This window comes from Streptomyces sp. NPDC056160 (assembly GCF_042268205.1).
Classification (GTDB): Bacteria; Actinomycetota; Actinomycetes; order Streptomycetales; family Streptomycetaceae; genus Streptomyces.
Genome location: NZ_JBHJUW010000077.1, coordinates 1 through 22,982, shown reverse-complemented (window position 1 = coordinate 22,982; position 22,982 = coordinate 1). Strand labels below are relative to the sequence as shown.

Here is a 22,982-nt window from a genome sequence, read left to right as displayed (position 1 = left end):
CACGTGAAGGTCGGCTGCATCGGACTGGGCGACATCGCGCAGAAGGCATACCTGCCGGTGCTCGGCACACAGCCCGGAATCGACCTGCACCTGCAGACCCGGACGCCCGCCACGCTCCAGCGGGTCGCCGACAGCCTGCACCTGCCGGCCGGGCAGCGTCACGCGGACCTGGACGCGCTGCTCGCCCAGAACCTCGACGCGGCCTTCGTGCACGCCCCCACCGCCGCCCACCCCGAGATCGTCACGCGGCTCCTGGAAGCCGGCGTGCCCACGTACGTCGACAAACCGCTCGCCTACGAACTCGCCGACTCCACGCGTCTGGTGCGGCTCGCCGAGGAGCGCGGCGTCTCGCTCATGGTCGGCTTCAACCGGCGCTACGCGCCCGGATACGCGCAGTGCGCCGAGCACCCGCGCGAGCTGATCCTCCTCCAGAAGAACCGTGCGGGGCTGCCCGAGGAGCCCCGCACGATGATCCTCGACGACTTCATCCACGTCGTGGACACCCTGCGGTTCCTGGTGCCCGGCCCGGTCGACGACGTCACCGTGCGCGGCCGGATGCGCGACGGGCTGCTGCACCACGTCGTGCTGCAGCTCGGCGGGGACGGGTTCACCGCGCTCGGCGTGATGAACCGGCTCAGCGGCTCCGCCGAGGAGATCCTGGAGGTCTCCGGGCAGGACACCAAGCGGCAGGTGGTCAACCTCGCCGAGACGATCGACCACAAGGGGCAGCCGACCGTGCGCCGGCGCGGCGACTGGGTGCCCGTGGCCCGGCAGCGCGGCATCGAGCAGGCTGTGCTGTCCTTCCTCGACGCCGTACGCGCGGGCCGGCCGCTCAGCGCCCGGGACGCGCTGGAGACCCACGAGCTGTGCGAGCGCGTGCTGCGGACGGTGCTGGAGCGCGCCGGCGCGGCCTGAGCAGCGCCCGCACCCCCTCGCTCACGCACAGCGCGCCCAGCACCAGCAGCGCCGCGTGCACCGGCCAGTCGCCGTAGCGGACGTACGGTGTGACGCCGTGCGCGGTCGGTACGTCGTACACCCGCGCCGTGCTCGCGTCCGTGCCGAGCCAGGGGCCGACGCGCTGCCCGCCCGGTCCGTAGACGGCGGACACGCCGGTCAGCGTGGCGTGCACCATGGGGCGCCCCGTCTCGGCGGCGCGCAGCGCGCCGAGCGAGGCGTGCTGCGCGGGCGCCCAGCTGTGCTGGAACGTGGAGGTCGACGACTGGGCGAGCAGCACCCCGGCGCCGTCGCGCGCCAGGTGCCGGCTCATGTCGGGGAAGGCGGTCTCGAAGCAGACCAGCGGGCCGACGCGCAGGCCGTGGCCGACGTCCATGACGACCTGCTCGTCGCCCCGCCTGCGGTCCTCGCCCGCGGCCTTGCCGACGGAGGTCGCCCAGCCCAGCAGCGAGCGCGCCGGGACGTACTCGCCGAACGGCACCAGCCGCATCTTGTCGTAGCGGTCGCCGGTCGGGCCGTCCGGGCCGACCAGTACCGAACTCTTGTAGATGCCGGGCCGGTCGGAGCGCCGGGCGTCCACGTTGACGAGGACGTCCGCGCCGACCTCGCGGGAGAGGGCAGCGATCCGCCGCGCGAGGTCCGGCCGCTGGGCCAGGTCGAAGCCGACGCTGCTCTCGCCCCACACCACCAGGTCCACGCGTTGCCCGGCCAGGCCGCGGGTCAGCTGTTCCTCGCGGTCGAACCGCCGCTGTCCGCTCTCGGTCCCGTCGACCATGCCCGGCTGGACCACGGCGATGCGGACGTGACCGTCGACGTCCGGCCGCGGTGCCCAGGCCCAGGCCGCGGAGGTCACCGCGGCGGTGGCGGCCAGACCGGCCACCGCGGGCGCCCGGACCCCGCGCACCGCCACGAGGACGGCGACGGCCACGTTGACGGCCACCACGAGGAAGCTCAACAGCCACACACCGCCGACCGAGGCCAGCCGCAGAGCCGGCGCCACCTGCCACTGGCTGGCGCCCAGCATGCCCCACGGGCCGCCCAGGCCCTGCCAGGACCGGACGAGTTCCACGGCCAGCCAGCCCGACGGCAGCACGACGAGGGCAGCCGCGGCGCGCCCGGCCGAGGGCCGGCCGGCCAGGAACCGCCGCACCAGCCACCCCCAGGGCAACCACAGCGCCCCCAGCAGCGCCGCCAGCACCACCGTGAACACGTGCAGGCTCGGCAGCAGCCAGTGGTGCACGGCCAGCATGAAGCCCAGCCCGCCGCACCATCCGTCGTACGCGGCCCGCCGCCCGGTCGGTGCGCAGCGGGCCAGCAGGATCCACGGAACCAGCGCCCCGTAGGCGAACCACCACAACGCCGGTGCGGGGAAGGCGAGCATCGGCAGCGCACCGGCGAGGACGGCGAGCACCGAACGCCGCCACGGCGAGCCGAGCCAGCGGCCGAACGTCTCCATAGGGCGCCCTCCTACCCGCGGACGGCTCCGCTTATCCGACGATCCCCGAACGCCTTCCAGTCTGCGCGCCCCCACAACTCCCGTCCGGGCGACGGCCGGCCCGGCCGGCAGGACGGTCGGCGGGCGGCTCCGCCGTCCTCCGCATATTCGGTGGCCCGCGCGGGCGGCGGTCGGTGAGTCTGGGCGAGTGAATGATCAGCACGCCGATCCGGAGCCCCGTTTCCGCATCCGCGCCCACCACACCGAATCCACGATCACCGTCTACCAGGCCTACCCCCCGGAGATCGGCGGCCCCGCGGCCCGCGACGGGCGGTTTCCGGCCGCCTGGAAACGCGACCGGATGACCTGGATCAAGCCGTCGTTCCTCTGGATGATGTACCGCTGCGGCTGGGGCACAAAGGCGGGGCAGGAGACCGTCCTCGGGATCCGGATCAGCCGGGCCGGCTTCGAGTGGGCGCTGCGTGAGGCCTGCCTCTCGCACTACGTCCCGGAAGTGCACGGCGACCATGCCGCGTGGCGCAGCCGGCTCAGGCAGGCGCCCGCGCGCGTGCAGTGGGATCCGGAGCGCGACCTGCGCCTGGCCCCGCTGCCGTATCGCTCCCTCCAGCTCGGCCTGGCTGGGGAGGCGGCGGTGAGGTACGCGGACGAGTGGATCGTAGGTGTCGAGGACGTCACCCCGCTCGCGGCCGAGGTGCACGCGTTGGTCCGGTCGGGTGAGCTGGAGCGGGCCGCCGCCTTGCTGCCGGACGAGCGGGCCTACCCCCTGGCCGGCGAGGTGCTTGCGCACTTGCGGGCCTAGGATGATCACGTGAGGCCGCCGCCCGGCGGGGGGACGGCGGGCGCGGGTGAGGAGACCGGAGGTCGGCATGAAGCGTCTCGTGACGGTCGTCACCGGAGGCAGCCGGGGCATCGGTGCCGCGGTCTGCCGTCGGCTGGCGGCCGACGGCCACGACGTGGTGGTCGGCTACGTCCGTGACACCCGCGCCGCGGAAGCCGTCGCGGACGAGGTGCTGGAGGCGGGGGCACGCAGTGTCACCGTGCGCGTGGACACCTCCGTGGAGGCCGACGTCGAGCGGCTGTTCGCCGCGGCGGAGGAGCGGCTGGGGCCGGTGACGGGGCTGGTGAACAACGCCGGGGTGACCGGGCCGCTGGGCCGCCTCGCCGATACGGACACCGCCGACCTGCGCCGGGTCGTGGACGTCAACCTGCTGGGCACCCTGCTGTGTTCACGCCGGGCGGCCCAGCTGATGGGTCCGCGCGGAAACGGCGTGATCGTGAACGTGTCGTCCGCCGCCGCCACGCTCGGCAGCCCCGGCGAGTACGTGCACTACGCGGCGACGAAGGCCGCCGTGGACGCGTTGACCCTGGGGCTGGCCAAGGAACTGGGCCCGGACGGCATCCGCGTCAACGCGGTCGCACCGGGCATGATCGACACCGAGATGCACGCGGCGATGGGTGACCCGGACCGGGCGCGTCGCGCCTCGGACGCCATTCCGCTGCGCCGCCCGGGACGGGCCGAGGAGATCGCCGCCGCCGTCGCCTGGCTGATGTCACCGGACGCCTCCTACGCGTCGGGAGCGGTGCTGCGGGTCTCCGGCGGACGCTGACCGCCGGCGCGACCGCCGCCGGGCGCGGTGTCAGGCCGCCTCGACCACCCGGCCCCGGATGGCGGCGGCCCACTCGACCACCAGCAGCTCGTACTCCGCGCGTTCCTGGGCCGACAGCGACCCGCCCGCACGCATCCAGAGCGCCCGGATCTGCTCGTTCAGCTCGGCAGCGGACCGCACGGAACCAAGGGCCATGAAATCGGGGGACATGGCCCCAAGCGTAGGGGCAAGCACTGACGCTGCGCTACCGGACGGCTACAGGAACCGTATGGAGTCGGTCACGCGCGCGTCGTTCGCCCCACCCGGCCGCCCCCGACGGCGCTCTGCCACGGACTCGGCCGGCGTCTCCGGGACGACTGCCCACTCGGCCGGCTCCGCAGCGTGCGGGCTGTGCACCAGGCCGTGACCAGCCCGATGACGACGGGACCGAGCGCGATCCGGTACCAGGCGAAACGGCATGAAGCTTCTCTTGGAGACGTACTTCGAGAACCATGCGACGACCGCGTGACCGGACGCGAAGGCGACCGATGTCTGTCGCCGGCGACGCCGGCGCCCCCACACCACCTGGCCGCCCTCCAGGGCGTCCTTCAACTCGAAGGCGCCCAAGGCCAGTACGGCGGAAACGGCCGGCAGGAAGGAGTGCCGCGCCGCCGCTTCACGCCGGTAGCCCGCGCTTCACGACCCGGGGCGCCTTCAACGTGCGCGCAGATGATGGCGCTTGCGCCAGGCGACCGTCGCGCCCGCCAGCGCCGGGACGGCGATACAGGCCATCGCGATCAGGAACGCCGGCGAGGTCGGCGTGGCGGCGCGGGCGCCGGCGACCGCATAGGCGGCGGTGTTCGGGATCGAGCCGAGCGCCGTCGCGAGCAGGAACGCCGGCCAGCCCATCCGGGAGACGGCGGCGCAGTAGTTGGCCGCCCAGAACGGCACGCCCGGGAACAGCCGGGCGGCCAGCATCGAACGGAACCCGTGCCGGCTCAGCTGCCCGTCAGCCGCCCTCAGCAACCGGCCGCGCAGCAACGGCCGGAGCGCGTCCTGGCCCAGCACGCGCCCCAGGCCGAAGGCGACCCCGGCACCCAGGACCGTACCGGCGAGCGCGGCCGCCAGCCCGGGGCCCGAGCCGAACAGCGCGCCCGCGGCGAGGTTCAGCAACGGCCGCGGCACGAACGCCACCGTGCACAGGCCGTACGCCACCGCGAAGAGCAGGACCGCCGCGAAACCGCCGAGCTGGGGCGGCAAGCCGTGCGCCAGCAGTCGCTGCGGCTGGAACAGCAGCACGCACGCACCGGCCGCCGCGAGCAGAACGAGCAGCAGGGACAGCCGGGACCAGGGCGACAGCAGCACTCTCGCGCAGCGGGCGGAAGCGGTCAGGGTGGCCGGCGCCGCCGCGAGGACGGCGACGCCCGGCTCGGTGGCGGTGGCCCGGGGAGAGGCCGTGGCGGTGCCCCCAGAGCGGTTGGTGGCATCGAGCATCTGGTGACATTAACCGACAGGTGTGTCTGATCGCCGTATGGTTCGTCTCATGAGTGTCACAGAAGCGAGGGTCCCGGTGGTGCCGGACAGCGCTCTCGCCGACACCGTGCTGGAGCGGCTGACCACCGCCTACGCCGCCGCGGCCGACCCGCCGCGGGCCCCGGCCCTGCGGGCGTACATGAAGGACGTCGCCCCTTTCCTCGGTCTGACCGCGCCCGTGCGCCGCGCCCTGTCCCGCACGGTCCTCGCGGGCACACCCCGGCCCCGGGAGGCCGACTGCACGGCGATCGCGCTGCGGTGCTGGGATCTGCCCGAGCGCGAGTACCACTACTTCGCCGTCGACTACCTGCGCCGGCACGTGGGGCGCTGCTCCTCCCGGTTCCTGCCCGTGACGCGGCACCTCGTCACCACCGTTCCCTGGTGGGACACCGTCGACCTGCTCGCCGCGCACGTCGTCGGTCCGCTGGTGGCGGCCGATCCCCGGCTGCGGGCGGACATGGACGCCTGGATCGCCGACGAGAACCCGTGGGTCGCCCGCACCGCCCTGCTCCACCAGCTGCGCTACAGGCAACGCACCGACAGCGAGCGCCTGTTCGCCTACTGCGTGCGCCAGGGCGGGCACCCCGACTTCTTCGTCCGCAAGGCCATCGGATGGTCGCTGCGCGAGTACGCCAAGACGGACCCGGAGGCCGTACGCGACTTCGTGGCCCGGGAGCGGGGCAGGTTCGCACCGCTGTCGGTGCGGGAGGCGCTGCGGAACATCGGCCCCTGACGGCCTGAACGCCGTTCGCGCATCCGAACGCCCCGGGAGCGCCTGGCTTTCCCGCTGTACGTCCGGACGTTCCCGTACGCCGAAAACCATTCGACGCGCGGCCGCCCTTCGGCGATGATCGACCTCATGTTCCGGCACGCCTTCCTCCTCGCAGCATCCGCAGTCGCGGATGCTCCGGAGGCTGCCGTCCGGATCCTCGTGGCCGCAGTCGACGGCGCCCGAAGCTGACCCTCCCCGGATCGTCCGGCGGACCCCGCAGGGGGAGGGTCGGTACTTCTCGGGGGTCCCGCCTCACTTCTCTTCAGGCTTCGAGGTACAGCCATGCCCAAGACGGCGTACGTACGCACCAAACCGCATCTGAACATCGGCACGATGGGCCACGTCGACCACGGCAAGACCACCCTGACCGCCGCCATCACCAAGGTCCTGGCCGAGCGCGGCACCGGCACGTTCGTGCCCTTCGACCGCATCGACCGGGCTCCGGAGGAGGCCGCCCGCGGCATCACCATCAACATCGCGCACGTCGAGTACGAGACCGACACCCGGCACTACGCGCACGTCGACATGCCCGGCCACGCCGACTACGTCAAGAACATGGTCACCGGGGCCGCGCAGCTCGACGGGGCGATCCTCGTCGTCTCCGCGCTCGACGGGATCATGCCGCAGACCGCCGAACACGTGCTGCTCGCCCGGCAGGTGGGCGTCGACCACATCGTCGTCGCGCTCAACAAGGCCGACGCGGGCGACGAGGAACTGACCGACCTCGTCGAGCTGGAGGTCCGCGACCTGCTCACCCAGCAGGGTTACCCCGGCGACGCGGTACCGGTCGTGCGCGTCTCCGGACTGAAGGCGCTGGAGGGCGACCAGCGGTGGACGGCGTCCATCGAGGCGCTGCTCGACGCGGTGGACACCTACGTGCCGATCCCCGAGAGGTACCTGGACGCGCCGTTCCTGCTGCCGGTGGAGAACGTGCTCACCATCACCGGCCGCGGCACCGTCGTCACCGGAGCAGTGGAGCGGGGCACGGTCCGCGTCGGGGACCGGGTCGAGGTCCTGGGCGCGGAGACCGAGACGGTGGTCACCGGCCTGGAGACGTTCGGCAAGCCGATGCAGGAGGCGCAGGCCGGGGACAACGTGGCGCTGCTGCTGCGCGGGGTGCCGCGCGACGCGGTCCGCCGCGGGCACGTCGTCGCGGCGCCCGGAAGCGTGCCGCCCCGACGGCGGTTCACGGCCCGGGTGTACGTGCTGTCGGCCCGCGAGGGCGGCCGGACGACGCCGGTGGCCACGGGGTACCGGCCGCAGTTCTACATCCGTACCGCGGACGTGGTCGGCGACGTCGACCTCGGCGAGGCGGCGCTCGCGCGGCCCGGGGACACCGTCACCATGACGGTGGAGCTGGGACGCGAGGTCCCCCTGGAGCCGGGGCTCGGCTTCGCCATCCGCGAGGGCGGCCGGACCGTGGGGGCGGGGACCGTGACCGCCGTCGAGTGAGCGGGGATCCCGGGCGCGGGGTGCCGCGCCGCCGGTGAGGACCGGTGGCGCGGCACCGGCGCCTGCCTTCGGGTCGCCCCTGGTCGCCCCTGGTTGCTTCGGGGCCCTTCGGTTGCCTCTGGTGGCCTCTCGTTGCTTCGGTCGACTTCGGGCGCCTTCGCGGCGCGGTGCCCTGCCCGCCTGGCCGCCTGTCCGGCCTCGTGGCCGCCCCGGCACAATGGTGGGGTGACCGAGCCCATACCCGTGACCCGTACCGTCGATCACGGGACCGCCAAGCTGATGCCCGACGTCGACCGGGCGCGCGCGTGGCTGCTGACCGTGGACGGGGCGCCGCAGTCGTACGTCGACCTGGACGCGCCCACCCACCTGGAGTTCGAGTACGCGCGCCGCCTCGGGCACGTGCTGGACACGGTGGCGGAAGAGGGCCGCCCGCTGGACGTGCTGCACCTGGGCGGCGGTGCGCTCACGCTGCCCAGGTACGTGGCCGCGACCCGGCCGGGTTCGCGCCAGGACGTCGTCGAGGCCGACCGCGGCCTGCTGGAGCTGATCCTCGGACACCTTCCCGTGCCCGACGGCTCGGGCATAGCCCTGCACGCGGCCGACGCCCGCGCCTGGCTGGAAACAGCCCCGGCCGGCTCGGCCGACGTACTGGTCGCCGACGTCTTCGGCGGCTCCCGGGTTCCGGCGCACCTCACCACGCTCGCCTACGCCCGCGAGGCCGAGCGCGTGCTGCGGCGCGACGGCGTCTATCTCGCCAACCTCGCGGACGCCGCGCCCTTCGCCTTCGTGCGTTCCCAACTCGCCACGTTCGCCGAGCTCTTCGAGGAGACGGTGCTCATCGCCGAGCCGGGGGTGCTGCGGGGACGCCGCTTCGGCAACGTGGTGCTGATCGCCGCGCACCGCCCACTCGACACGGCCGCCCTGACCCGGCTCACCGCCTCGGACACGTTCCCCGCCCGGGTGGAACACGGCGCCGGACTGCGGGAGTTCGTGGGCGCCGCGCGGCCGGTGCGGGACGAGGACGCCGTGGCCTCGCCCGAGCCCCCGGGCGGGTCCTTCGGCATCGGCTGATCCGAGGCCCTCGGAGTGACCCGGGATCGGAGTGACCCGGGATCGGAGTGACCCGAGACCGCAGTGGCCGGGTGACCGGAGCGCCGGAACGGCCCCGGCCGCGTGGCGTCGCCGGCCTCACCCGCCGGTGGGCGTCCCGTGCAGCCGCACCGTGCCGAGGATCTTCATCACGGTCGCCTTGGGCACCTCGTCGCGCACACCCTTGACGCCGTAGAAGTTCCAGGACACGAAGTCACCCGCGGAGTTCTTGAAGCCGAAGGTGAGTGCCTTGCCGTCGGTCGCGCACTTGCCCTTCATCGGCGTCTTGGCCGACTGGGCCCAGGCGATGCTGCCCTGGATGCCCGACGTCGTCTTGAAGGGCTGGGCCTTCTTGTCGAAGGTGATGCTCTTCTTGTCGGGCTGGGTGAAGCCGCCGTACACCCACCAGGCCACGGTGTTCACCGCGACCTCGTCGGTGTTCTTCGCGCCGTCGGCCCCCTTGACGCCCGTCGAGGCGAGCGACGTGTTCTCGGTCCGCCCGTCCTTGTCGTCGTCGGACGTGCACCACTTCGGCTTGTCCTGGGCGGCCCCGGACATGACCGCGAGCAGTTTGCCGCTCTTGTGGTCCTCGAAACCGATACCGAGGCCGGGAGACTTGACCTCCCAGTCGGCGGGTACGTCGAAGGCGACGCCCCACTTGGGGTTGACGACGACCTTCCAGCCCGCGATCTGCGGCTTCTCGGTCTCGTTGCCGCGGGGGTTGTCGTCCGGGGCCGAGCCGGAGGGCCCGGTCTCGGCGGAGGCCGACGTCGACGCGGGCGCGGACACCGACGGGCTCGTGCCGGCATCCTTCGCGCCGTCGTCCGCCTTGTCGTCCTTCTTCCCGCCGAGGACCAGGAAACCGGTCACGCCGGCGGCCACCACGACGGCGGCCGCCGCGATGATCGCGACGAGCTTCGTCCGGTTCCCGCCACCGCCACCACTGCCGCCGCCGGCCGGCGGCTGCGCCATGCCGGGCGGCACCGGAGCGCCCCACTGCGGCTGCTGCGGCTGGGGTGACTGCGGAGGCTGCTGCGCATACGGATTGGGCTGCTGGTAGCCGGGCTGCTGATACGGATTCGGCTGCTGGTACCCCGGCTGCTGGTACGGGTTGTTCTGCGGGTCCTGCGGGTTCTGCTCGCCCCCGGGCGGCTGCTGTCCTGGCCACATGTGCAGTAACCCTAGGGCTCCGGGGACACGATTCGGTCACCGCCCCTTGTCAGGGACGTACCAGAAAAACGGAGGCAGCGAGCTGGTGGGCGCTCTGGTCAGAGTGGGCTACTCGCGAGTAACCTTCGGGCATGAGCGCAGATCAGATGTCCATCGGCGAACTGCTCGCCGCCACGGTGCCCATGGTTCGCACCCTCAACCTGGAGTACCTGGAGACCACGCCGGAGCGGGCCGTCCTCGCCCTGCCGGACCAGGAGGAGTACCGCAACCACGTGGGAGGCCCGCACGCCGGGGCGATGTTCACCCTGGGCGAGTCCGCGAGCGGCGCGATCGTCCTCGCCGCCTTCGGTGACCAGCTCGCGAGGGCGGTGCCGCTGCCGGTGGACGCCCGGATCGCCTTCAGGAAGATCGCCCTCGGCCCGGTGAAGGCCACCGCCACCCTCGGCCGCCCCGCCGCCGAGGTCGTCGCCGAACTCGACGAGGGCAAGCGCCCCGAGTTCCCGGTGACCGTCGAGATCCAGCGCGAGGACGGCGCCGTGACGACCGAGATGACGGTGGTCTGGACGCTGCGTCCCAACAGCTGATCCACGCCCCGGGCGGCCGGCCGGAGCGCGCACCTCGGCCGGACCGGCGCGGGGAGGACCCGACGGCGCGGCCGGCGGCACCCTGCGTCCTCTGCGTCGACGCGCGCACCGGGACCTCGCGCCGGCCAGGGAATGCCGTTTCCACACCCGTCTCCTCGACGTCTCCCTGCGCCGGGGCACCGCTGCCCGGCCGGGCCCGTCCAACGCCCCCGGCCGGGCCGACGGACCGTCCGTTTCCGGCCTGCCCCGGGATCCGCGGGACGCCGGTGGCGCGGGCCGACCCGGTACCCTTCTCGGGGGGCGCGTCTTAGCACCGCCTTTCGGGAACGCATGGACGCGAAACGGGGAGGACCTGCGGTGCACGTCCAGGATTGGCTCGACACGGTGCCTTCGGCCGCCGTCTACGCGGTGGTGGCGCTCGTCATCGGTCTGGAGAGCCTGGGCATCCCGCTGCCCGGTGAGATCGTCCTGGTCTCCGCCGCGCTGCTGTCCTCCCAGAACTCGGGCATCAACCCCGTCGTGCTCGGCGCGTGCGCCACCGCGGGCGCGGTCGTCGGCGACTCCATCGGCTACGCCATCGGCCGCAAGGGCGGCAGACCCCTGCTCGCCTGGCTCGGCGGCAAGTTCCCCAAGCACTTCAGCGAGGGCCATGTCGCCACGGCCGAACGGTCCTTCCAGAAGTGGGGCATGTGGGCCGTGTTCTTCGGCCGTTTCGTCGCCCTGCTGCGCATCTTCGCGGGCCCGCTCGCGGGCGTCCTGCACATGCCGTACTGGAAGTTCCTGATCGCCAACGTCCTCGGCGGCATCTGCTGGGCGGGCGGCACCACGGCCGTCATCTACTACGTCGGTGTCGTCGCCGAGTCCTGGCTGAAGAAGTTCTCCTGGCTCGGCCTGGTGGTCGCCGTGCTGATCGGCCTCACGTCGTTCCTGGTGATCAAGCGCAGGGCGAAGAAGGCACAGGCCGCCCAGCAGGAGACCGAGGCGGCGGAACCGGTCGCGGCCGGCGAGTAGCCCCGTCGCCGCACGGCCCGGGCCCGTCGGCCGGTTCGCACCCCTCACCGTCGGCCCTCGGCTACCGGCCCTCCGCTACCGGCCCTGGGCGGTCCGCCACCACCCCTCCGGCCGCCCGCTACCGGCCCTGGGGTCCGCAAACCCCCCCGGCCGTCCGCACCCACCCCTCGGCCGTCCGCTACCGGCCCTCGGCCGGCGGATCCTCCTGGGCGTGGACGTCGCGGTGCGCCCGCGCCAGCTCCGCGTACATCGTGCCGTTGAGCGTGATCCCCTGGCGTTCCTCCTCGGTCAGCTCCCGCCTGACCTTCGCGGGCACGCCCGCGACCAGCGACCCCGGCGGCACCCGCATGCCCTGCGGCACCAGGGCCTGCGCTGCCACCAGCGAACCCGCCCCGATCACCGCCCCGTTCAGCACCGTCGCACCCATCCCGACCAGGCAGTCGTCCTCGACCGTCGCGCCGTGCACCACGGCGTTGTGGCCGATGGACACACGCTCACCGACGCGCACCGGGAAACCGGGGTCGGCGTGCAGCGTGCAGTTGTCCTGCACATTGCTGTGTGCGCCGACGGCGATCCCCTCCACGTCGCCGCGCAGCACCGCGCCGTACCAGACGCTCGCGCCCGCCCCCAGCGTCACGTCCCCGACCACCGTCGCCGTGGGCGCCACGAACGCCTCCCCGTCCACTCGCGGCTGCCGGCCGCCGATGCCCGTGATCAACGCCTCCCGTGCCATCATCGTCCCGCCTTCCCCTGCCGTTCCCGGCCGCCTCGCGACCTCGTACGACGGCACCGTACGTCATCCGGTGGGGTGAAGATCACAGGTGTCCGCCCGGATGGGGGCAGTGCCGGCTGAGTACGGTGAGCGGGTGCCCAAGCGCAAGAACACGTTCTCGTCATGGACCTCGACATGGTCGCGTCGCCTCGCGCAGCGCGCCGTCCACGCGGGGTGGGCGTGGGTGCAGCGCACGGGTTCCGTGACGGCGGAGCATCCCGGGCGGTTGCGCTTCGGTGCGATGGGAACAGGTACCAGGCTGGCCTTTCCGCTCGGTACGGTCTTCGGCGAACCCTGGATCCACCTCGGCGCCCACTGCATCATCGGCGAGCAGGTCACGCTGACCGCCGGTCTGATGCCCGACCTCGACCTGGGCCCCGACCCGATCCTGCGCATCGGGGACGGCGTCGTCCTCGGCCGCGGCAGCCACGTCATCGCCGACACCACGGTCACCATCGGCAGCGACTGCTACTTCGGTCCCTACGTCTACGTCACCTCCACCAACCACTCCTACGACGACCCGCACCAGCCCATCGGCAAGCAGTGGCCGCGGATGGAGCCGGTGGAGATCGGCCCGGGGTGCTGGATCGGCACCGGCGCGGTCGTCCTGCCAGGTGCCCGGATCGGCCGGAACGTGGTGGTCGCCGCCGGTGCCGTGGTCCGCGGCGAGGTGCCCGACCACGCGGTCGTGGCCGGGGCGCCCGCCCGCGTCGTACGCCGCTGGACGCCTGCCGGGGGCTGGCAGCCGCCCCTGCGGACACCGGCTCCGGTACCGATTCCGGACGGCATCACTCCGGAGCAGTTGCTGGCACTGGCGGGGCCGGCCGAGGACGGCGCGGACCGGGAGGCCGAAGCCTGACCGGCCGGTCCGGCGGGTGCCGTCCGCGCCCGCTCAGCCGGTCGCAAGCAGCAGTGTGCCCACCATCGCCAGTCCCGCGCCCGCCGCCTGGACGGTCCGGAGCCGCTCACTGAGGAAACCGCGCGCGGCCAGCGCGGTCACCACCGGGTAGAGCGAGGCGAGCACGGCGGCGACGGTGACCGGGCCGTGCTGTGCGGCGACCGCGTAGGTGCCGTTGGCCGCCACGTCCGCGAGACCGACGAAGGCGAACGCCGGAAGCGATGCCCAGGGAAAGCCGGCCGCGGGCAGCACGTCACCGCCGCGGCGCGCGGAGGCGTACAGCGCGGCGCCCCCTGTCACCACGTTGGTCACGCGCTGTACGAACAGCGCGAGGAACAGACCGGTGACGGTGGTCGAGGCCTCGGCGATCAACGCGAACACGGTGCCGAACCCGAGCGCCGCGACGAGTGTCAGCCAGATCGTCCGCCGCTGCACGGCGGCGCCCTTCGCCTGGGGGCCGCCGGCCAGCACGACACCTGTGACGGCGACCGCGATGCCGGCGATCTGCGTCGGCCCCGGCCGTTCGCCGAGGACCAGGCCGACCCCGATGGGGACCGCCACGCTCAGGGTGGCGAGCGGGGAGACCACCCCCATGGGACCGAGCGCGAGCGCCTTGTAGAAGGAGAGCATCGCCACCGGCCCGACCAGACCGGCGGCGAACGCGAACCACAGACGCGGACCGGCCTCGCTCCAGGCGCCGGTGGCGAACACGATCGCGGCCAGCACCGCGGCGGCGATCGTCTGGGAGACCACGACGACGGTCAGTGCCGGGTTGCGTCGTGTGAGCAGTCCGCCGCCGAAGTCGGCCAGGCCCCACAGGAGGCTGGTGGCCAGGGCGAAGAGTGCTGTCACGGCGGCCTCGCAGTACAGTGCGGTGAACGATCGGGTGCAACCCACCGTAGTTCAATGCAATAAACTTTGTCATTCAAAATATTGGACGGAATGTGTCGGACCTCGAACTGCTGACCCAGTCCCTGGCGCGCAACGTCAAACGCTGGCGCGGCGAGCGCGCCTTCACCCTGGACGCGCTCGCCGCCCGCGCGGGAGTCAGCCGCGGCATGCTCATCCAGATCGAGCAGGCCCGCACCAACCCCAGCCTGGGCACCGTCGTGAAGATCGCCGACGCCCTCGGCGTCAGCATCACCACCCTGCTCGACTACGAACAGGGTCCCAAGGTCCGCGTGGTGCCCGCCGACCAGACGGTCCGGCTCTGGCACACCGACGCGGGCAGCTTCAACCGCCTGCTCGCCGGCGCCGAGGCGCCCGGCCCGCTGGAGATGTGGCAGTGGCGGCTGATGCCCGGCGAGTCCAGCTCGTCCGACCCGCATCCGGTCGGCACCGTCGAACTGGTCCACGTCACGGCCGGGGAACTGACCCTCACGGTGGACGGGACGGACTACCCCGTGCCCACGGGCGCGAGCGCGTCGTTCGAGGCCGAGACGGCGCACACGTACGCCAACCACGGCACCGCGCCCATGGAGATGGTGATGGCCGTCTCCGTGCCGCCCGTGCGCTGAGACGCCCGGCCGGGCCGCCCCGCGCTCTTGCTACCGTGCGGTCATGCGCGCACCCATCGGAGACTTCGAGCGGGCCACCCCCGCTCCCGACTGCCTCGGCGAACTGACCGGCCCCGTGGCCGACGCCGTACGCCACTGGCGCGGCAGCGTCCCCGCCGATCAGTTCCTCTACGTCGAGACCGACCCGCAGTGGGCCGACACCGCCACCTTCGTCGAGCACTACGGCCGCGAACTCGTCGAACAGTCGGCCAACTGCGTCGTGGTCTCGGGCAAGCGCGGCGGAGAGTCACGCCTTGCCGCCTGCGTGGTCCTCTCCACCACCCGCGTCGACGTCAACGGCGTGGTGCGCCGCCGACTCGACGCGCGCAAGGCGTCGTTCGCGTCCATGGAGGTCGCCACCGGGGAGACCGGCATGGAGTACGGCGGCATCACCCCGCTCGGCCTGCCCGCGGACTGGCCCGTCCTGGTCGACTCGGCCGTCGTCGACCTGCCGTACGTCCTGGTCGGCAGCGGCCGCAGGCGCGGCAAGCTCCTGATGCCGGGCAAGGCGTTCGCGGAACTGCCGGGGGCGGTCGTCCTGGACGGGCTCGGCGTCTGACCCTGCGCGCGGCACGTCCGCGGCGGCGGCCCGTGCCGACGGGCTCAGACCGTGCGGCGACGGGCTCAGACCGTGCGGCGACGGGCTCGGGACGTGAGGTGGTGGGCTCAGACCGTGAGGTGGTGGGCGAGGAGCCGGTGCGGGTCGCTCTCGCCCGGGGCGGGCTCCGGGTCGGCGTGCACCAGGGTGGCGGTCAGCGGCGGTACGGCGTCGGCACGCGCAAGGAGGGCCGCCGGGTGGTCTGCTCCCTGCTCGACGGCCCCCTGCGCCGCCTGGTCGGCGAGGCGCTGAACGCGGCGGACCACCGCCTCGACGGCCGCCCGCCGCACGACTGAGCGGGGACGGTCCTCAGCGCCTGCCTCGCTCGGCTGCGGCCCGCGCGGCGGTGGCCCGCGGTCAGTGGCGGCCCCCGCTCAGTGGTGGCCGGCCGTGCCGAGGTACTGCTCGGCGAAGGCTGCCGCGGCGGCCGGCGAGGTGAACAGGCGGCGCAGCCGGGCCAGCGTCGTGCCCGCCCGGTAGGGATCGCCGGACGCGGCACCGTGGTAGACGTCCGAGAGCCACTGCGAGAACTCCTGGTAGTCCCATACCCGCCGCAGGCTCGCCGCCGAGTAACCGGCCAGAGCGCGCTCGTCGCCGGCCGTCAGGCGGTCGACGAGCGCGTCGCCCAGCAGGAAGGCGTCGTGCAGGGCGAGGTTCATGCCCTTGGCCGCGATGGGCGCGGTCAGGTGCGCCGCGTCCCCGGCCAGGAACAGCCGGCCGGACGCCATCGGCTCCACCACGTAGTCGTGCATGTCGAGCACGCGCTTCTCGACCAGCCGCCCCTCCTTGAGCGGCGGGGCGTCCGCCGCCGCGAGCCGGAGCCGCAGCTCCTTCCAGACCCGCTCGTGCGGCCAGTTCTCCGGGTCGTCGCCGGGCGGGCACTGCAGGTAGTAGCGGGTCACCTCGGGGCTGCGGGGCATGTGGCCGGCGAACCCGAGGGGGTGAACGCCGAACAGGACGCTGTCGGCGGACGCCGGCGCCTCGGCGAGCAGCGCCAGCCAGCCGATGCCGTAGTCGTGCCGCGCGATCCGGGCGTGCTCCGGGGACAGCGCCGCCCGGCTCACCCCGCGCGCTCCGTCGCACCCGGCGACGAAGTCGCAGCGGACCAGGCGCCGTTCACCTGTCTCGGGGCAGCGGTAGGAGACCGACGGATGGTCCGTGCCGGTGTCGTGCAGCGTCACGTCCCGCACTCCGAAGCGGATGTCGCCGCCCCGGACGTCGGCGTACTCGCGCACGAGGTCCGTCACGAGCAACGGCTGCGGGTAGACGAAGTGGTGCTGCCCCGTCAGCTCGGAGTACGGGAGACGGTGGCTCGCCCCGTCGAAGCGGAACTCGCACGTGGTGTGGCGCTCCGCCCGCTCCAGCAGTCGCGTGGCCAGGCCACGCCGCTCGAGTCCGCGCACGACCCGCTCCTCGAGGACGCCGGCCCGTGGGCGCCGCTCTATGAACTGCCGGGACTCGGTCTCCAGGACCAGGCAGTCCACCGAGGCGGCCCGGAGGATGTTGCCGATCGTGAGCCCCGCGGGCCCGGCGCCGAGGACGACGACGGGGCGGCGGGTGGGGGAGGAGGTACTGGGGTGGGGGGAGATCTGCGTCACCCGGGCATTATGACGGTGCCCTGTCAGGCGCGGACGCCGGGTGGCCGGGTGGGGCCCGCTGCGGGTGACAGGCCCAACTTGCCTGTCACAGGCGGGGGATCTCGATCGCCGGGCACCGGTCCATGACCATCTCGAGACCTGCCGCCCTGGCCCGCCCGTAGGCCGCCTCGTCGACGACGCCCAGCTGGAACCACACCGCCCGCGCACCCTTGGCGACCGCCTCGTCGGCCACCTGACCGGCCAGCCGGCTGTTGACGAACACGTCCACGACGTCCACGTCGAAGGGGATCTCCGCGAGGGAGGCGTAACCCTGCTCCCCGTGCACGGTCTCCGCCCCGGGGTGGACGGGGACGACACGCTTGCCGAACCGCCGCAGCACCTCGGCGACGCCGTACGCCGCACGGCCGCTGTTGTTCGACAGGCCCACGACGGCCCAGGTGTCACCGAGTCCGGTCAGGATCTTCCGCACCGTCGCCGCATCGCCGTACACCACTGTTCTCCTCACGCCCGGGAATCATGCCTGGGATTCACACCTGGCAATCACGCCTGAAAAGGACCATCGACGCGGCAACACCGGGCATCGGCCGCGGATTCCCGCCACGTTCCGCCCGCCATCGGCCGCCGGGTTCCCGCCACACCGTCCGTAATGTGTGCCACTTGCCTGCGCGCGGCCCTCGGGCGGCCTACGCTCGGGCCGTGCTGCGCATCATCGACGCCCGAACCGGCGAACCAGTGGAGGCCGCCCCGGCCCGTCGTGGCCTGACCCGCATCGAGGCGCACGTGTCCGGCTTCGACGCCTTCGGCCTGCGCGTGCTCGTGGTCGCCGACCTGCTCGTCCGCGCGCTCGAACTGGGCGGCACCCCGGTGTGGGCCCTGCTGACCGGCGACCGTGAGCAGGCGGAGCTGCGGGCGGGCGCCGCGGCCCTGGGCATCCGTCCCTTCGAGGACAGCAGGGGCCTCGGCGCGGCGCTGGGCGAGGCGCAGGTCGTGCGCGTGGGCCCCGAGGGCGGCGCGGCGGGTGACGAGGCGGGCGGCGGCGTGCGGATGGCCGTCGCACCCGTGGACACGACGCTCCCCGTGACCCCCGGCCTCGACCGTGACCCGGCCGCCTGGCGGCTGGCCCTGCTCGGCCACCCCCGCACCCGGCGCGTGCAGCTCGACGCGGACGCGCTGGAGGAGGCGCGCCGGACCCTCGCACGCTGGCGCCGCGCGGTCGCCGGGTGGGCGGAGCGGCCCTCGCGGCCGATCCCCGACGACGTGCGCGCCCGGCTGCGCGCCGCCTGGGAGGACGACCTGGACGTACCCGGGGCGCTCCGCGTGCTGGAAGGGGTCGAGACCCGGCCCGACCTCACCGACGGCGCCCGCTTCGAGACGTACGCCTACGCGGACCGTCTCCTCGGCCTGGACCTCACGCGGGACGTGGGACGCGCCGTGTGATCGCCCGCGGGCGCCGCGGGCCCTGGGCGTCCGCCCGCCGGCCGCGGCCAGGCGGGACGCGCCAACGCGGGCCTGGAGGCCCCGGCCGGAGCCCCCGGCGCGGGCCCCGGCGGCAGCCCGTCGGCGCCGGCGGCCGGGTTCCCGAGCGCTACGCATAGGCTGGCCGGATGCAGGACGAGTACCGCACAGTGGCCCGCGCGGGCGTGCACGAGATCGAGATCAACCGCTCCCGCTTCCTGTGCGCCCTCGCCCCGGCCGCCGGCGAGCGGGAGGCGCAGGAGTTCATCGCCGCGGTCCGCAAGGAGCACGCCGACGCCACGCACAACTGCTGGGCCTACGTCATCGGCGCCGACGCCGGAATCCAGAAGGCCGGCGACGACGGCGAACCCGGCGGCACCGCGGGCGTGCCCATGCTCCAGATGCTGCTGCGCCGCGACATGAGGTACGTCGTCGCGGTGGTCACCCGCTACTACGGAGGTGTCAAGCTCGGGGCGGGCGGTCTCATCAGGGCGTACGGCGGAGCCGTCGGCGAGGCGCTGGACGCCCTCGGCACCCTGACGCGCCGCCGCTTCCGGCTGGCCACGGTGACCGTCGACCACCAGCGGGCGGGCAAGGTGCAGAACGACCTGAGGGCGACCGGGCGGGACGTGCGGGAGGTGCACTACGGCGAGGCCGTCACCCTGGAGATCGGCCTGCCGGACGCCGACGTGGACGCCTTCCGGGCATGGCTCGCGGACGCCACCGCCGGGACCGCCGGGTTCGAACTCGGCGGCGAGGCGTACGGCGACGCGTGAAAGCTCACGCGGCATAACCGGCCATAAGGGCATCAAGGGTCTTGAATGGGGTCAGCTCGCGGCCGGCTGATCCGGGAGTAACCGCCCTTGCTGTCGGACCCGGCGGTTACTCTTCGAGGATCATGAGGCTCCTGCACACTTCCGACTGGCACCTGGGCCGGGCGTTCCACCGTGTGAACATGCTCGGGGCCCAGGCCGAGTTCATCGGTCACCTCGTGACGACCGTGCGTGAGCGCGGTGTCGACGCGGTGGTCGTGTCGGGAGACGTGTACGACCGCGCCGTCCCCCCGCTGGCCGCCGTCGAGCTGTTCGACGACGTCCTGCACCGCCTCGCCGGCCTCGGCGTGCCCACGGTGATGATCTCCGGCAACCACGACTCCGCCCGCAGACTCGGCGTGGGCGCCGGCCTGATCGGCCGCGCGGGCATCCACCTGCGCACCGAGCCGGCCGCGTGCGGCACCCCCGTGGTGCTGTCCGACACCCACGGCGACGTCGCCTTCTACGGACTGCCGTACCTGGAACCCGCTCTGGTCAAGGACGAGTTCGCCGTCGGCAGGGCGAGCCACGAGGCGGTCCTCGCCGCGGCCATGGACCGGGTCCGCGCCGACCTCGCCACGCGCGCGCGGGGCACCCGCTCCGTGGTCCTCGCGCACGCCTTCGTCACCGGCGGCGAGGCCAGCGAGAGCGAACGGGACATCACTGTGGGCGGGGTCGCCTCCGTGCCCGCGGGCGTCTTCGACGGCGTCGACTACGCGGCACTGGGCCACCTGCACGGCAGCCAGGTCATCAGCGAGCGCGTGCGCTACTCCGGCTCCCCGCTGCCGTACTCCTTCTCCGAGGCCACGCACCGCAAGAGCATGTGGCTCGTCGACCTGGACGCCGCCGGATCGGTCACCGCCGAGCGCGTCGACTGCCCCGTGCCGCGCCCCCTGGCCCGGATCGGCGGCACCCTGGAGGACCTGCTCGCCGACCCGCACCTCGCCCGCCACGAGGAGGCCTGGGTCGAGGCCACCCTGACCGACGCCGTCCGCCCGGCCGACCCGATGGCCCGGCTCCTCGCTCGGTTCCCGCACACCCTCAGCCTCGTCTTCGCCCCCGAGCGCGCCCCCGGCGACCCGGACGTCTCCTACGCCCGCCGGCTCGCCGGGCGCAGCGACGAGCAGATCGCGCAGGACTTCGTGGCGCACGTGCGCGGCGCCGGACCCGACGCGCACGAACAGGCCGTGCTGCGCGACGCGTTCGACGCCGTGCGCGCCGACGACGCCGAGCGGGAGGTGGCGCGGTGAGGCCCCGGCACAGGCGGGAGGGCACGCCCCGTCCCCTCGCGGACCGCACATGCCCCGGTACGGGAGAGCCGTACGCGAGCCCGGGCCGCGTCGCCGTGCCGGACGGGCCCGCACCGCCGGCCGCGACGGAGGAGGTCCGGTGAGACTGCACCGGCTCGACATCACCGCCTTCGGGCCCTTCGGATCCACCCAGACCGTCGACTTCGACGCCCTGTCGGCCGCCGGGCTGTTCCTGCTCCACGGCCCCACCGGAGCAGGCAAGACCTCCGTGCTGGACGCCGTCTGCTACGCCCTGTACGGCTCCGTGCCCGGCGCCCGGCAGCACGCACAGGGCGGCACCCTGCGCAGCGACCACGCCGCCGCCGGCACCCGCACGCAGGTCACCCTCGACGCCACCGTCGCCGGACGCCGCCTGGAGATCACCCGGCAGCCGCCCTGGGAACGCCCGAAGAAGCGCGGCACGGGCACCACCGTCGACAAGGCGCAGACCTGGCTGCGCGAGTACGACGCGACGACCGGCGCCTGGAAGGACCTCAGCCGCTCCCACCAGGAGATAGGCGAGGAGATCACCCAGCTCCTCGGCATGAGCCGCGAACAGTTCTGCCAGGTCGTGCTGTTGCCCCAGGGAGAATTCGCCCGCTTCCTGCGCGCCGACGCCGAAGCCCGCGGCAAGCTGCTCGGCCGCCTCTTCGACACCCGGCGTTTCGCCGAGGTCGAAAAACGCCTCGCCGAGCGCAGGCGCGCCACCGAGGCCCGGGTGCGCGAGGGCGACGCCGCCCTCCTCGCCGACGCCCACCGCATGCAGCAGGCGGCGGGCGGCGCCATGGAACCGCCCGGCCTCGCCCCCGGCGAACCCGGCCTGGCCGAAGCCGTGCTCAGCGCGGCCGCCGTCGCCCGCAGCACCGCCCGGGAACAGCTGACCGTCGCCCACTGCGGACTCACCGCCGCCGAGAGCGCCGAGGCCGCCGCCGAGCGCGCCCTGGACGGCGTACGCGAACTCGCCCGGCTGCAGAGCCGGTTCGCCGAGGCGCGGCAGCGGGCCGCGCGGCTGGCCGAACGGGCCGGCGCCCACCGCCAGGCGCAGGAGCGGATGGAGCGGGGGCGCAAGGCCGAGAGCGTCGCCCCCGCCCTGGCGCTGCACGAGGCCGCCGACGCCGACCACCGGCGGGCGACCGCCGCCGAGACGCGCGCGCGTGCCCTGCTGCCCGAGCACTTCGCCGACGCGGGCCCGGCCGGACTCGCCGTCGCCGCGCGCCGGGCCGCCGAGGAAGTGGGCCACCTGGAGTCGGCCCGCCGCGCCGAGCGCCGCCTGGCCGACCTCGTCGCCGAACGCGCGGAAGTGGACCGCCAGGCGCACGCCGACGAGGAACTGCTGCACGAGGCCGAGACCTGGCTCGCCGGCTGGGAGACGACCCGCGCGCGGCTGCGGGCCCGCATCGACACCGCCCAGGAGGCGGCAGGACGGGCCGAACAGTTCACGGTACGCAGGGACCCCGCCCAGGCACGGCTGCGGGCCGCCCGGAGCCGCGACCGGCTGACCGGGGAGGCCGAACAGGCGCAGCGTCGCGCCCTCGAATCCGCCGAACGCGCCGTGCGGGCCAGAAGCCACTGGCTCGACCTGAAGGAACAGCGACTGAACGGCATCGCCGCCGAACTGGCCGCGGGCCTCACCGACGGTGAACCCTGCGCCGTCTGCGGCGCCACCGCCCACCCCGCGCCCGCCCGGAAGATCGCCGGGCACGTCGACCGGGAGGCGGAGGAGCGGGCCCTGGCCGCCCACCAGGACGCCGACGAGCGGCGCGCCGAGGACGAGCGCCGGCTCGGTGCCGTACGCGAGGCCCTGGCCGCCGCCACGGCCGAGGCGGGCGACGTTCCCACCGCTCAGCTGGCCGAGGAGGCCGCCGAGCTGGAGCGACTGCTCACGCGCGCGCGTGCGGACGCCTCCGCACTGCACGCCGCACAGGAGGAACTGCGCGCGGCCGAGGCGGAGCGGGAGCGGCGCCTGGCCCTGCTGCGGCAGGCGGAGGCCCGTTCGGCCGCCCGGACCACGCACCGCGACAACCTGGACCGCGAACGGCTCACCCTCCAGACGGAGCTGGCCGAGGCCAGGGGCGCCGCCGCCAGCGTCGCCGCGCGGGCCGCGGAACTGGAGCTGCGGGCGGCCCGCCTCGCCGACGCCGCCGATGCCGCCCGCATCGCCGAGGAGAGCGCCGAGCGGCTCAAGGAAGCCGACGGACGGCTCGCCGAGGCCGCCTTCCGGGCCGGCTTCGACACCCCGCGGGCCGCGGCCGCCGCGCTCCTCGACGACGCCGCCCACCGCGACCTCCAGCACCGGCTGGACGCCTGGCACGCCGAGGAGGCCGCCGTCCGCGCGGTGCTCGCCGAGGCCGGCACCGCGACCGCGGCCCGGCAGCCGGCCGCCGACGTCGCCGCGGC

The 22,982-nt window shown here is 74.0% G+C and carries 23 protein-coding genes and 2 pseudogenes; 16 read left to right on the top strand and 9 right to left on the bottom strand.

Annotation, left to right across the window (positions count from 1 at the left end):
• The first annotated feature begins 3 nt into the window (after window positions 1-3).
• Window positions 4-915 carry a Gfo/Idh/MocA family protein gene (locus ACFC02_RS25805; protein WP_376361703.1) on the top strand — a complete coding sequence of 304 codons (912 nt, stop codon included), beginning with the start codon at window positions 4-6 and terminating at the stop codon, window positions 913-915.
• Here ACFC02_RS25805 and lnt read toward each other — a convergent pair.
• Entirely contained in the window at window positions 833-2,410 is a 1,578-nt protein-coding gene (gene lnt / locus ACFC02_RS25800) for an apolipoprotein N-acyltransferase (RefSeq protein WP_376361700.1), read from the bottom strand. The two genes, ACFC02_RS25805 and lnt, sit on opposite strands and share 83 nt — an antisense overlap.
• Before the next feature lie 187 nt (window positions 2,411-2,597).
• On the opposite strand from lnt, the gene ACFC02_RS25795 reads away from it, so the two are divergent.
• Both ACFC02_RS25795 and ACFC02_RS25790 read left to right on the top strand, forming a co-directional pair.
• Entirely contained in the window at window positions 2,598-3,209 is a 612-nt protein-coding gene (locus ACFC02_RS25795) for a DUF4291 domain-containing protein (RefSeq protein WP_376361697.1), read from the top strand.
• 67 nt (window positions 3,210-3,276) lie between these two features.
• Window positions 3,277-4,017, top strand: coding sequence for an SDR family NAD(P)-dependent oxidoreductase (locus ACFC02_RS25790; RefSeq protein WP_376361694.1), 741 nt, complete (start codon window positions 3,277-3,279; stop codon window positions 4,015-4,017).
• Window positions 4,018-4,047: 30 nt separating this feature from the next.
• On the opposite strand, the gene ACFC02_RS25785 is transcribed toward ACFC02_RS25790, so the two are convergent.
• The 3 genes and pseudogenes from ACFC02_RS25785 to ACFC02_RS25775 all read right to left on the bottom strand — a co-directional run bounded on the left by ACFC02_RS25785 (window position 4,048) and on the right by ACFC02_RS25775 (window position 5,490).
• Window positions 4,048-4,227, bottom strand: a complete 180-nt coding sequence (locus ACFC02_RS25785) for a hypothetical protein (RefSeq protein ID WP_360970164.1) — start codon at window positions 4,225-4,227, stop codon at window positions 4,048-4,050.
• A 156-nt stretch (window positions 4,228-4,383) separates the two neighbouring features.
• Window positions 4,384-4,686: pseudogene (locus ACFC02_RS25780) on the bottom strand (undecaprenyl-diphosphate phosphatase); the annotation flags it as partial.
• Window positions 4,687-4,710: 24 nt separating this feature from the next.
• A complete protein-coding gene (locus tag ACFC02_RS25775; protein ID WP_376361691.1) occupies window positions 4,711-5,490 on the bottom strand; it encodes a TVP38/TMEM64 family protein in 780 nt (259 codons plus the stop codon).
• A gap of 49 nt (window positions 5,491-5,539) precedes the next feature.
• Here ACFC02_RS25775 and ACFC02_RS25770 point away from each other — a divergent pair, with 49 nt between their 5' ends.
• From ACFC02_RS25770 to ACFC02_RS25760, 3 genes are all read left to right on the top strand, one after another.
• Window positions 5,540-6,262 carry a DNA alkylation repair protein gene (locus ACFC02_RS25770; RefSeq protein WP_376361688.1) on the top strand — a complete coding sequence of 241 codons (723 nt, stop codon included), beginning with the start codon at window positions 5,540-5,542 and terminating at the stop codon, window positions 6,260-6,262.
• Between the two features lie 321 nt (window positions 6,263-6,583).
• Window positions 6,584-7,753 carry an elongation factor Tu gene (gene tuf, locus ACFC02_RS25765; RefSeq protein WP_376361685.1) on the top strand — a complete coding sequence of 390 codons (1,170 nt, stop codon included), beginning with the start codon at window positions 6,584-6,586 and terminating at the stop codon, window positions 7,751-7,753.
• Between the two features lie 225 nt (window positions 7,754-7,978).
• Window positions 7,979-8,824, top strand: coding sequence for a spermidine synthase (locus ACFC02_RS25760; protein WP_376361682.1), 846 nt, complete (start codon window positions 7,979-7,981; stop codon window positions 8,822-8,824).
• Window positions 8,825-8,941: 117 nt separating this feature from the next.
• On the opposite strand, the gene ACFC02_RS25755 is transcribed toward ACFC02_RS25760, so the two are convergent.
• Window positions 8,942-10,012, bottom strand: a complete 1,071-nt coding sequence (locus tag ACFC02_RS25755) for a hypothetical protein (RefSeq protein WP_376361680.1) — start codon at window positions 10,010-10,012, stop codon at window positions 8,942-8,944.
• Between the two features lie 146 nt (window positions 10,013-10,158).
• Between ACFC02_RS25755 and ACFC02_RS25750 the strand changes: the two genes are divergently transcribed.
• Both ACFC02_RS25750 and ACFC02_RS25745 read left to right on the top strand, forming a co-directional pair.
• Window positions 10,159-10,596, top strand: a complete 438-nt coding sequence (locus tag ACFC02_RS25750; protein WP_376361755.1) for a DUF4442 domain-containing protein — start codon at window positions 10,159-10,161, stop codon at window positions 10,594-10,596.
• Between the two features lie 357 nt (window positions 10,597-10,953).
• Window positions 10,954-11,607 carry a DedA family protein gene (locus ACFC02_RS25745; protein WP_376361677.1) on the top strand — a complete coding sequence of 218 codons (654 nt, stop codon included), beginning with the start codon at window positions 10,954-10,956 and terminating at the stop codon, window positions 11,605-11,607.
• A gap of 178 nt (window positions 11,608-11,785) precedes the next feature.
• Here ACFC02_RS25745 and ACFC02_RS25740 read toward each other — a convergent pair whose 3' ends face one another.
• A complete protein-coding gene (locus tag ACFC02_RS25740; protein ID WP_376361752.1) occupies window positions 11,786-12,340 on the bottom strand; it encodes a gamma carbonic anhydrase family protein in 555 nt (184 codons plus the stop codon).
• Window positions 12,341-12,473: 133 nt separating this feature from the next.
• Here ACFC02_RS25740 and ACFC02_RS25735 point away from each other — a divergent pair, with 133 nt between their 5' ends.
• The gene (locus ACFC02_RS25735) at window positions 12,474-13,238 is read left to right on the top strand and encodes an acyltransferase (protein ID WP_376361674.1); all 765 of its coding nucleotides are present in this window, start codon (window positions 12,474-12,476) and stop codon (window positions 13,236-13,238) included.
• A gap of 33 nt (window positions 13,239-13,271) precedes the next feature.
• Here the strand turns inward: ACFC02_RS25735 and ACFC02_RS25730 are convergent, their stop codons facing one another.
• On the bottom strand, window positions 13,272-14,129 hold the full coding sequence (locus ACFC02_RS25730; RefSeq protein WP_376361671.1) for an EamA family transporter: 858 nt from the start codon (window positions 14,127-14,129) through the stop codon (window positions 13,272-13,274).
• A gap of 92 nt (window positions 14,130-14,221) precedes the next feature.
• On the opposite strand from ACFC02_RS25730, the gene ACFC02_RS25725 reads away from it, so the two are divergent.
• The 3 genes and pseudogenes from ACFC02_RS25725 to ACFC02_RS25715 form a co-directional block, all read left to right on the top strand.
• A complete protein-coding gene (locus ACFC02_RS25725) occupies window positions 14,222-14,794 on the top strand; it encodes a helix-turn-helix domain-containing protein (protein WP_376361668.1) in 573 nt (190 codons plus the stop codon).
• 43 nt (window positions 14,795-14,837) lie between these two features.
• Complete coding sequence (locus ACFC02_RS25720; RefSeq protein ID WP_360970183.1) at window positions 14,838-15,392, top strand: YbaK/EbsC family protein; 555 nt, start codon at window positions 14,838-14,840, stop codon at window positions 15,390-15,392.
• 206 nt (window positions 15,393-15,598) lie between these two features.
• Window positions 15,599-15,727: pseudogene (locus tag ACFC02_RS25715) on the top strand (transcriptional regulator); the annotation flags it as partial.
• Between the two features lie 78 nt (window positions 15,728-15,805).
• Here the strand turns inward: ACFC02_RS25715 and ACFC02_RS25710 are convergent.
• Entirely contained in the window at window positions 15,806-17,029 is a 1,224-nt protein-coding gene (locus ACFC02_RS25710) for a 4-hydroxybenzoate 3-monooxygenase (RefSeq protein ID WP_376361665.1), read from the bottom strand.
• Window positions 17,030-17,114: 85 nt separating this feature from the next.
• On the bottom strand, window positions 17,115-17,519 hold the full coding sequence (locus ACFC02_RS25705) for a CoA-binding protein (RefSeq protein ID WP_376361749.1): 405 nt from the start codon (window positions 17,517-17,519) through the stop codon (window positions 17,115-17,117).
• Window positions 17,520-17,686: 167 nt separating this feature from the next.
• On the opposite strand from ACFC02_RS25705, the gene ACFC02_RS25700 reads away from it, so the two are divergent.
• The 4 genes from ACFC02_RS25700 to ACFC02_RS25685 form a co-directional block, all read left to right on the top strand.
• The gene (locus ACFC02_RS25700) at window positions 17,687-18,466 is read left to right on the top strand and encodes a hypothetical protein (RefSeq protein WP_376361662.1); all 780 of its coding nucleotides are present in this window, start codon (window positions 17,687-17,689) and stop codon (window positions 18,464-18,466) included.
• A 167-nt stretch (window positions 18,467-18,633) separates the two neighbouring features.
• Window positions 18,634-19,260, top strand: a complete 627-nt coding sequence (locus ACFC02_RS25695; protein ID WP_376361659.1) for a YigZ family protein — start codon at window positions 18,634-18,636, stop codon at window positions 19,258-19,260.
• Between the two features lie 122 nt (window positions 19,261-19,382).
• Window positions 19,383-20,546: an exonuclease SbcCD subunit D gene (locus tag ACFC02_RS25690; protein ID WP_376361656.1), complete on the top strand. Its 1,164-nt coding sequence runs from the start codon at window positions 19,383-19,385 to the stop codon at window positions 20,544-20,546.
• Between the two features lie 139 nt (window positions 20,547-20,685).
• Window positions 20,686-22,982, top strand: a 2,297-nt coding sequence (locus ACFC02_RS25685; protein ID WP_376361653.1) for an AAA family ATPase, incomplete at its 3' end; no start/stop codon positions are given.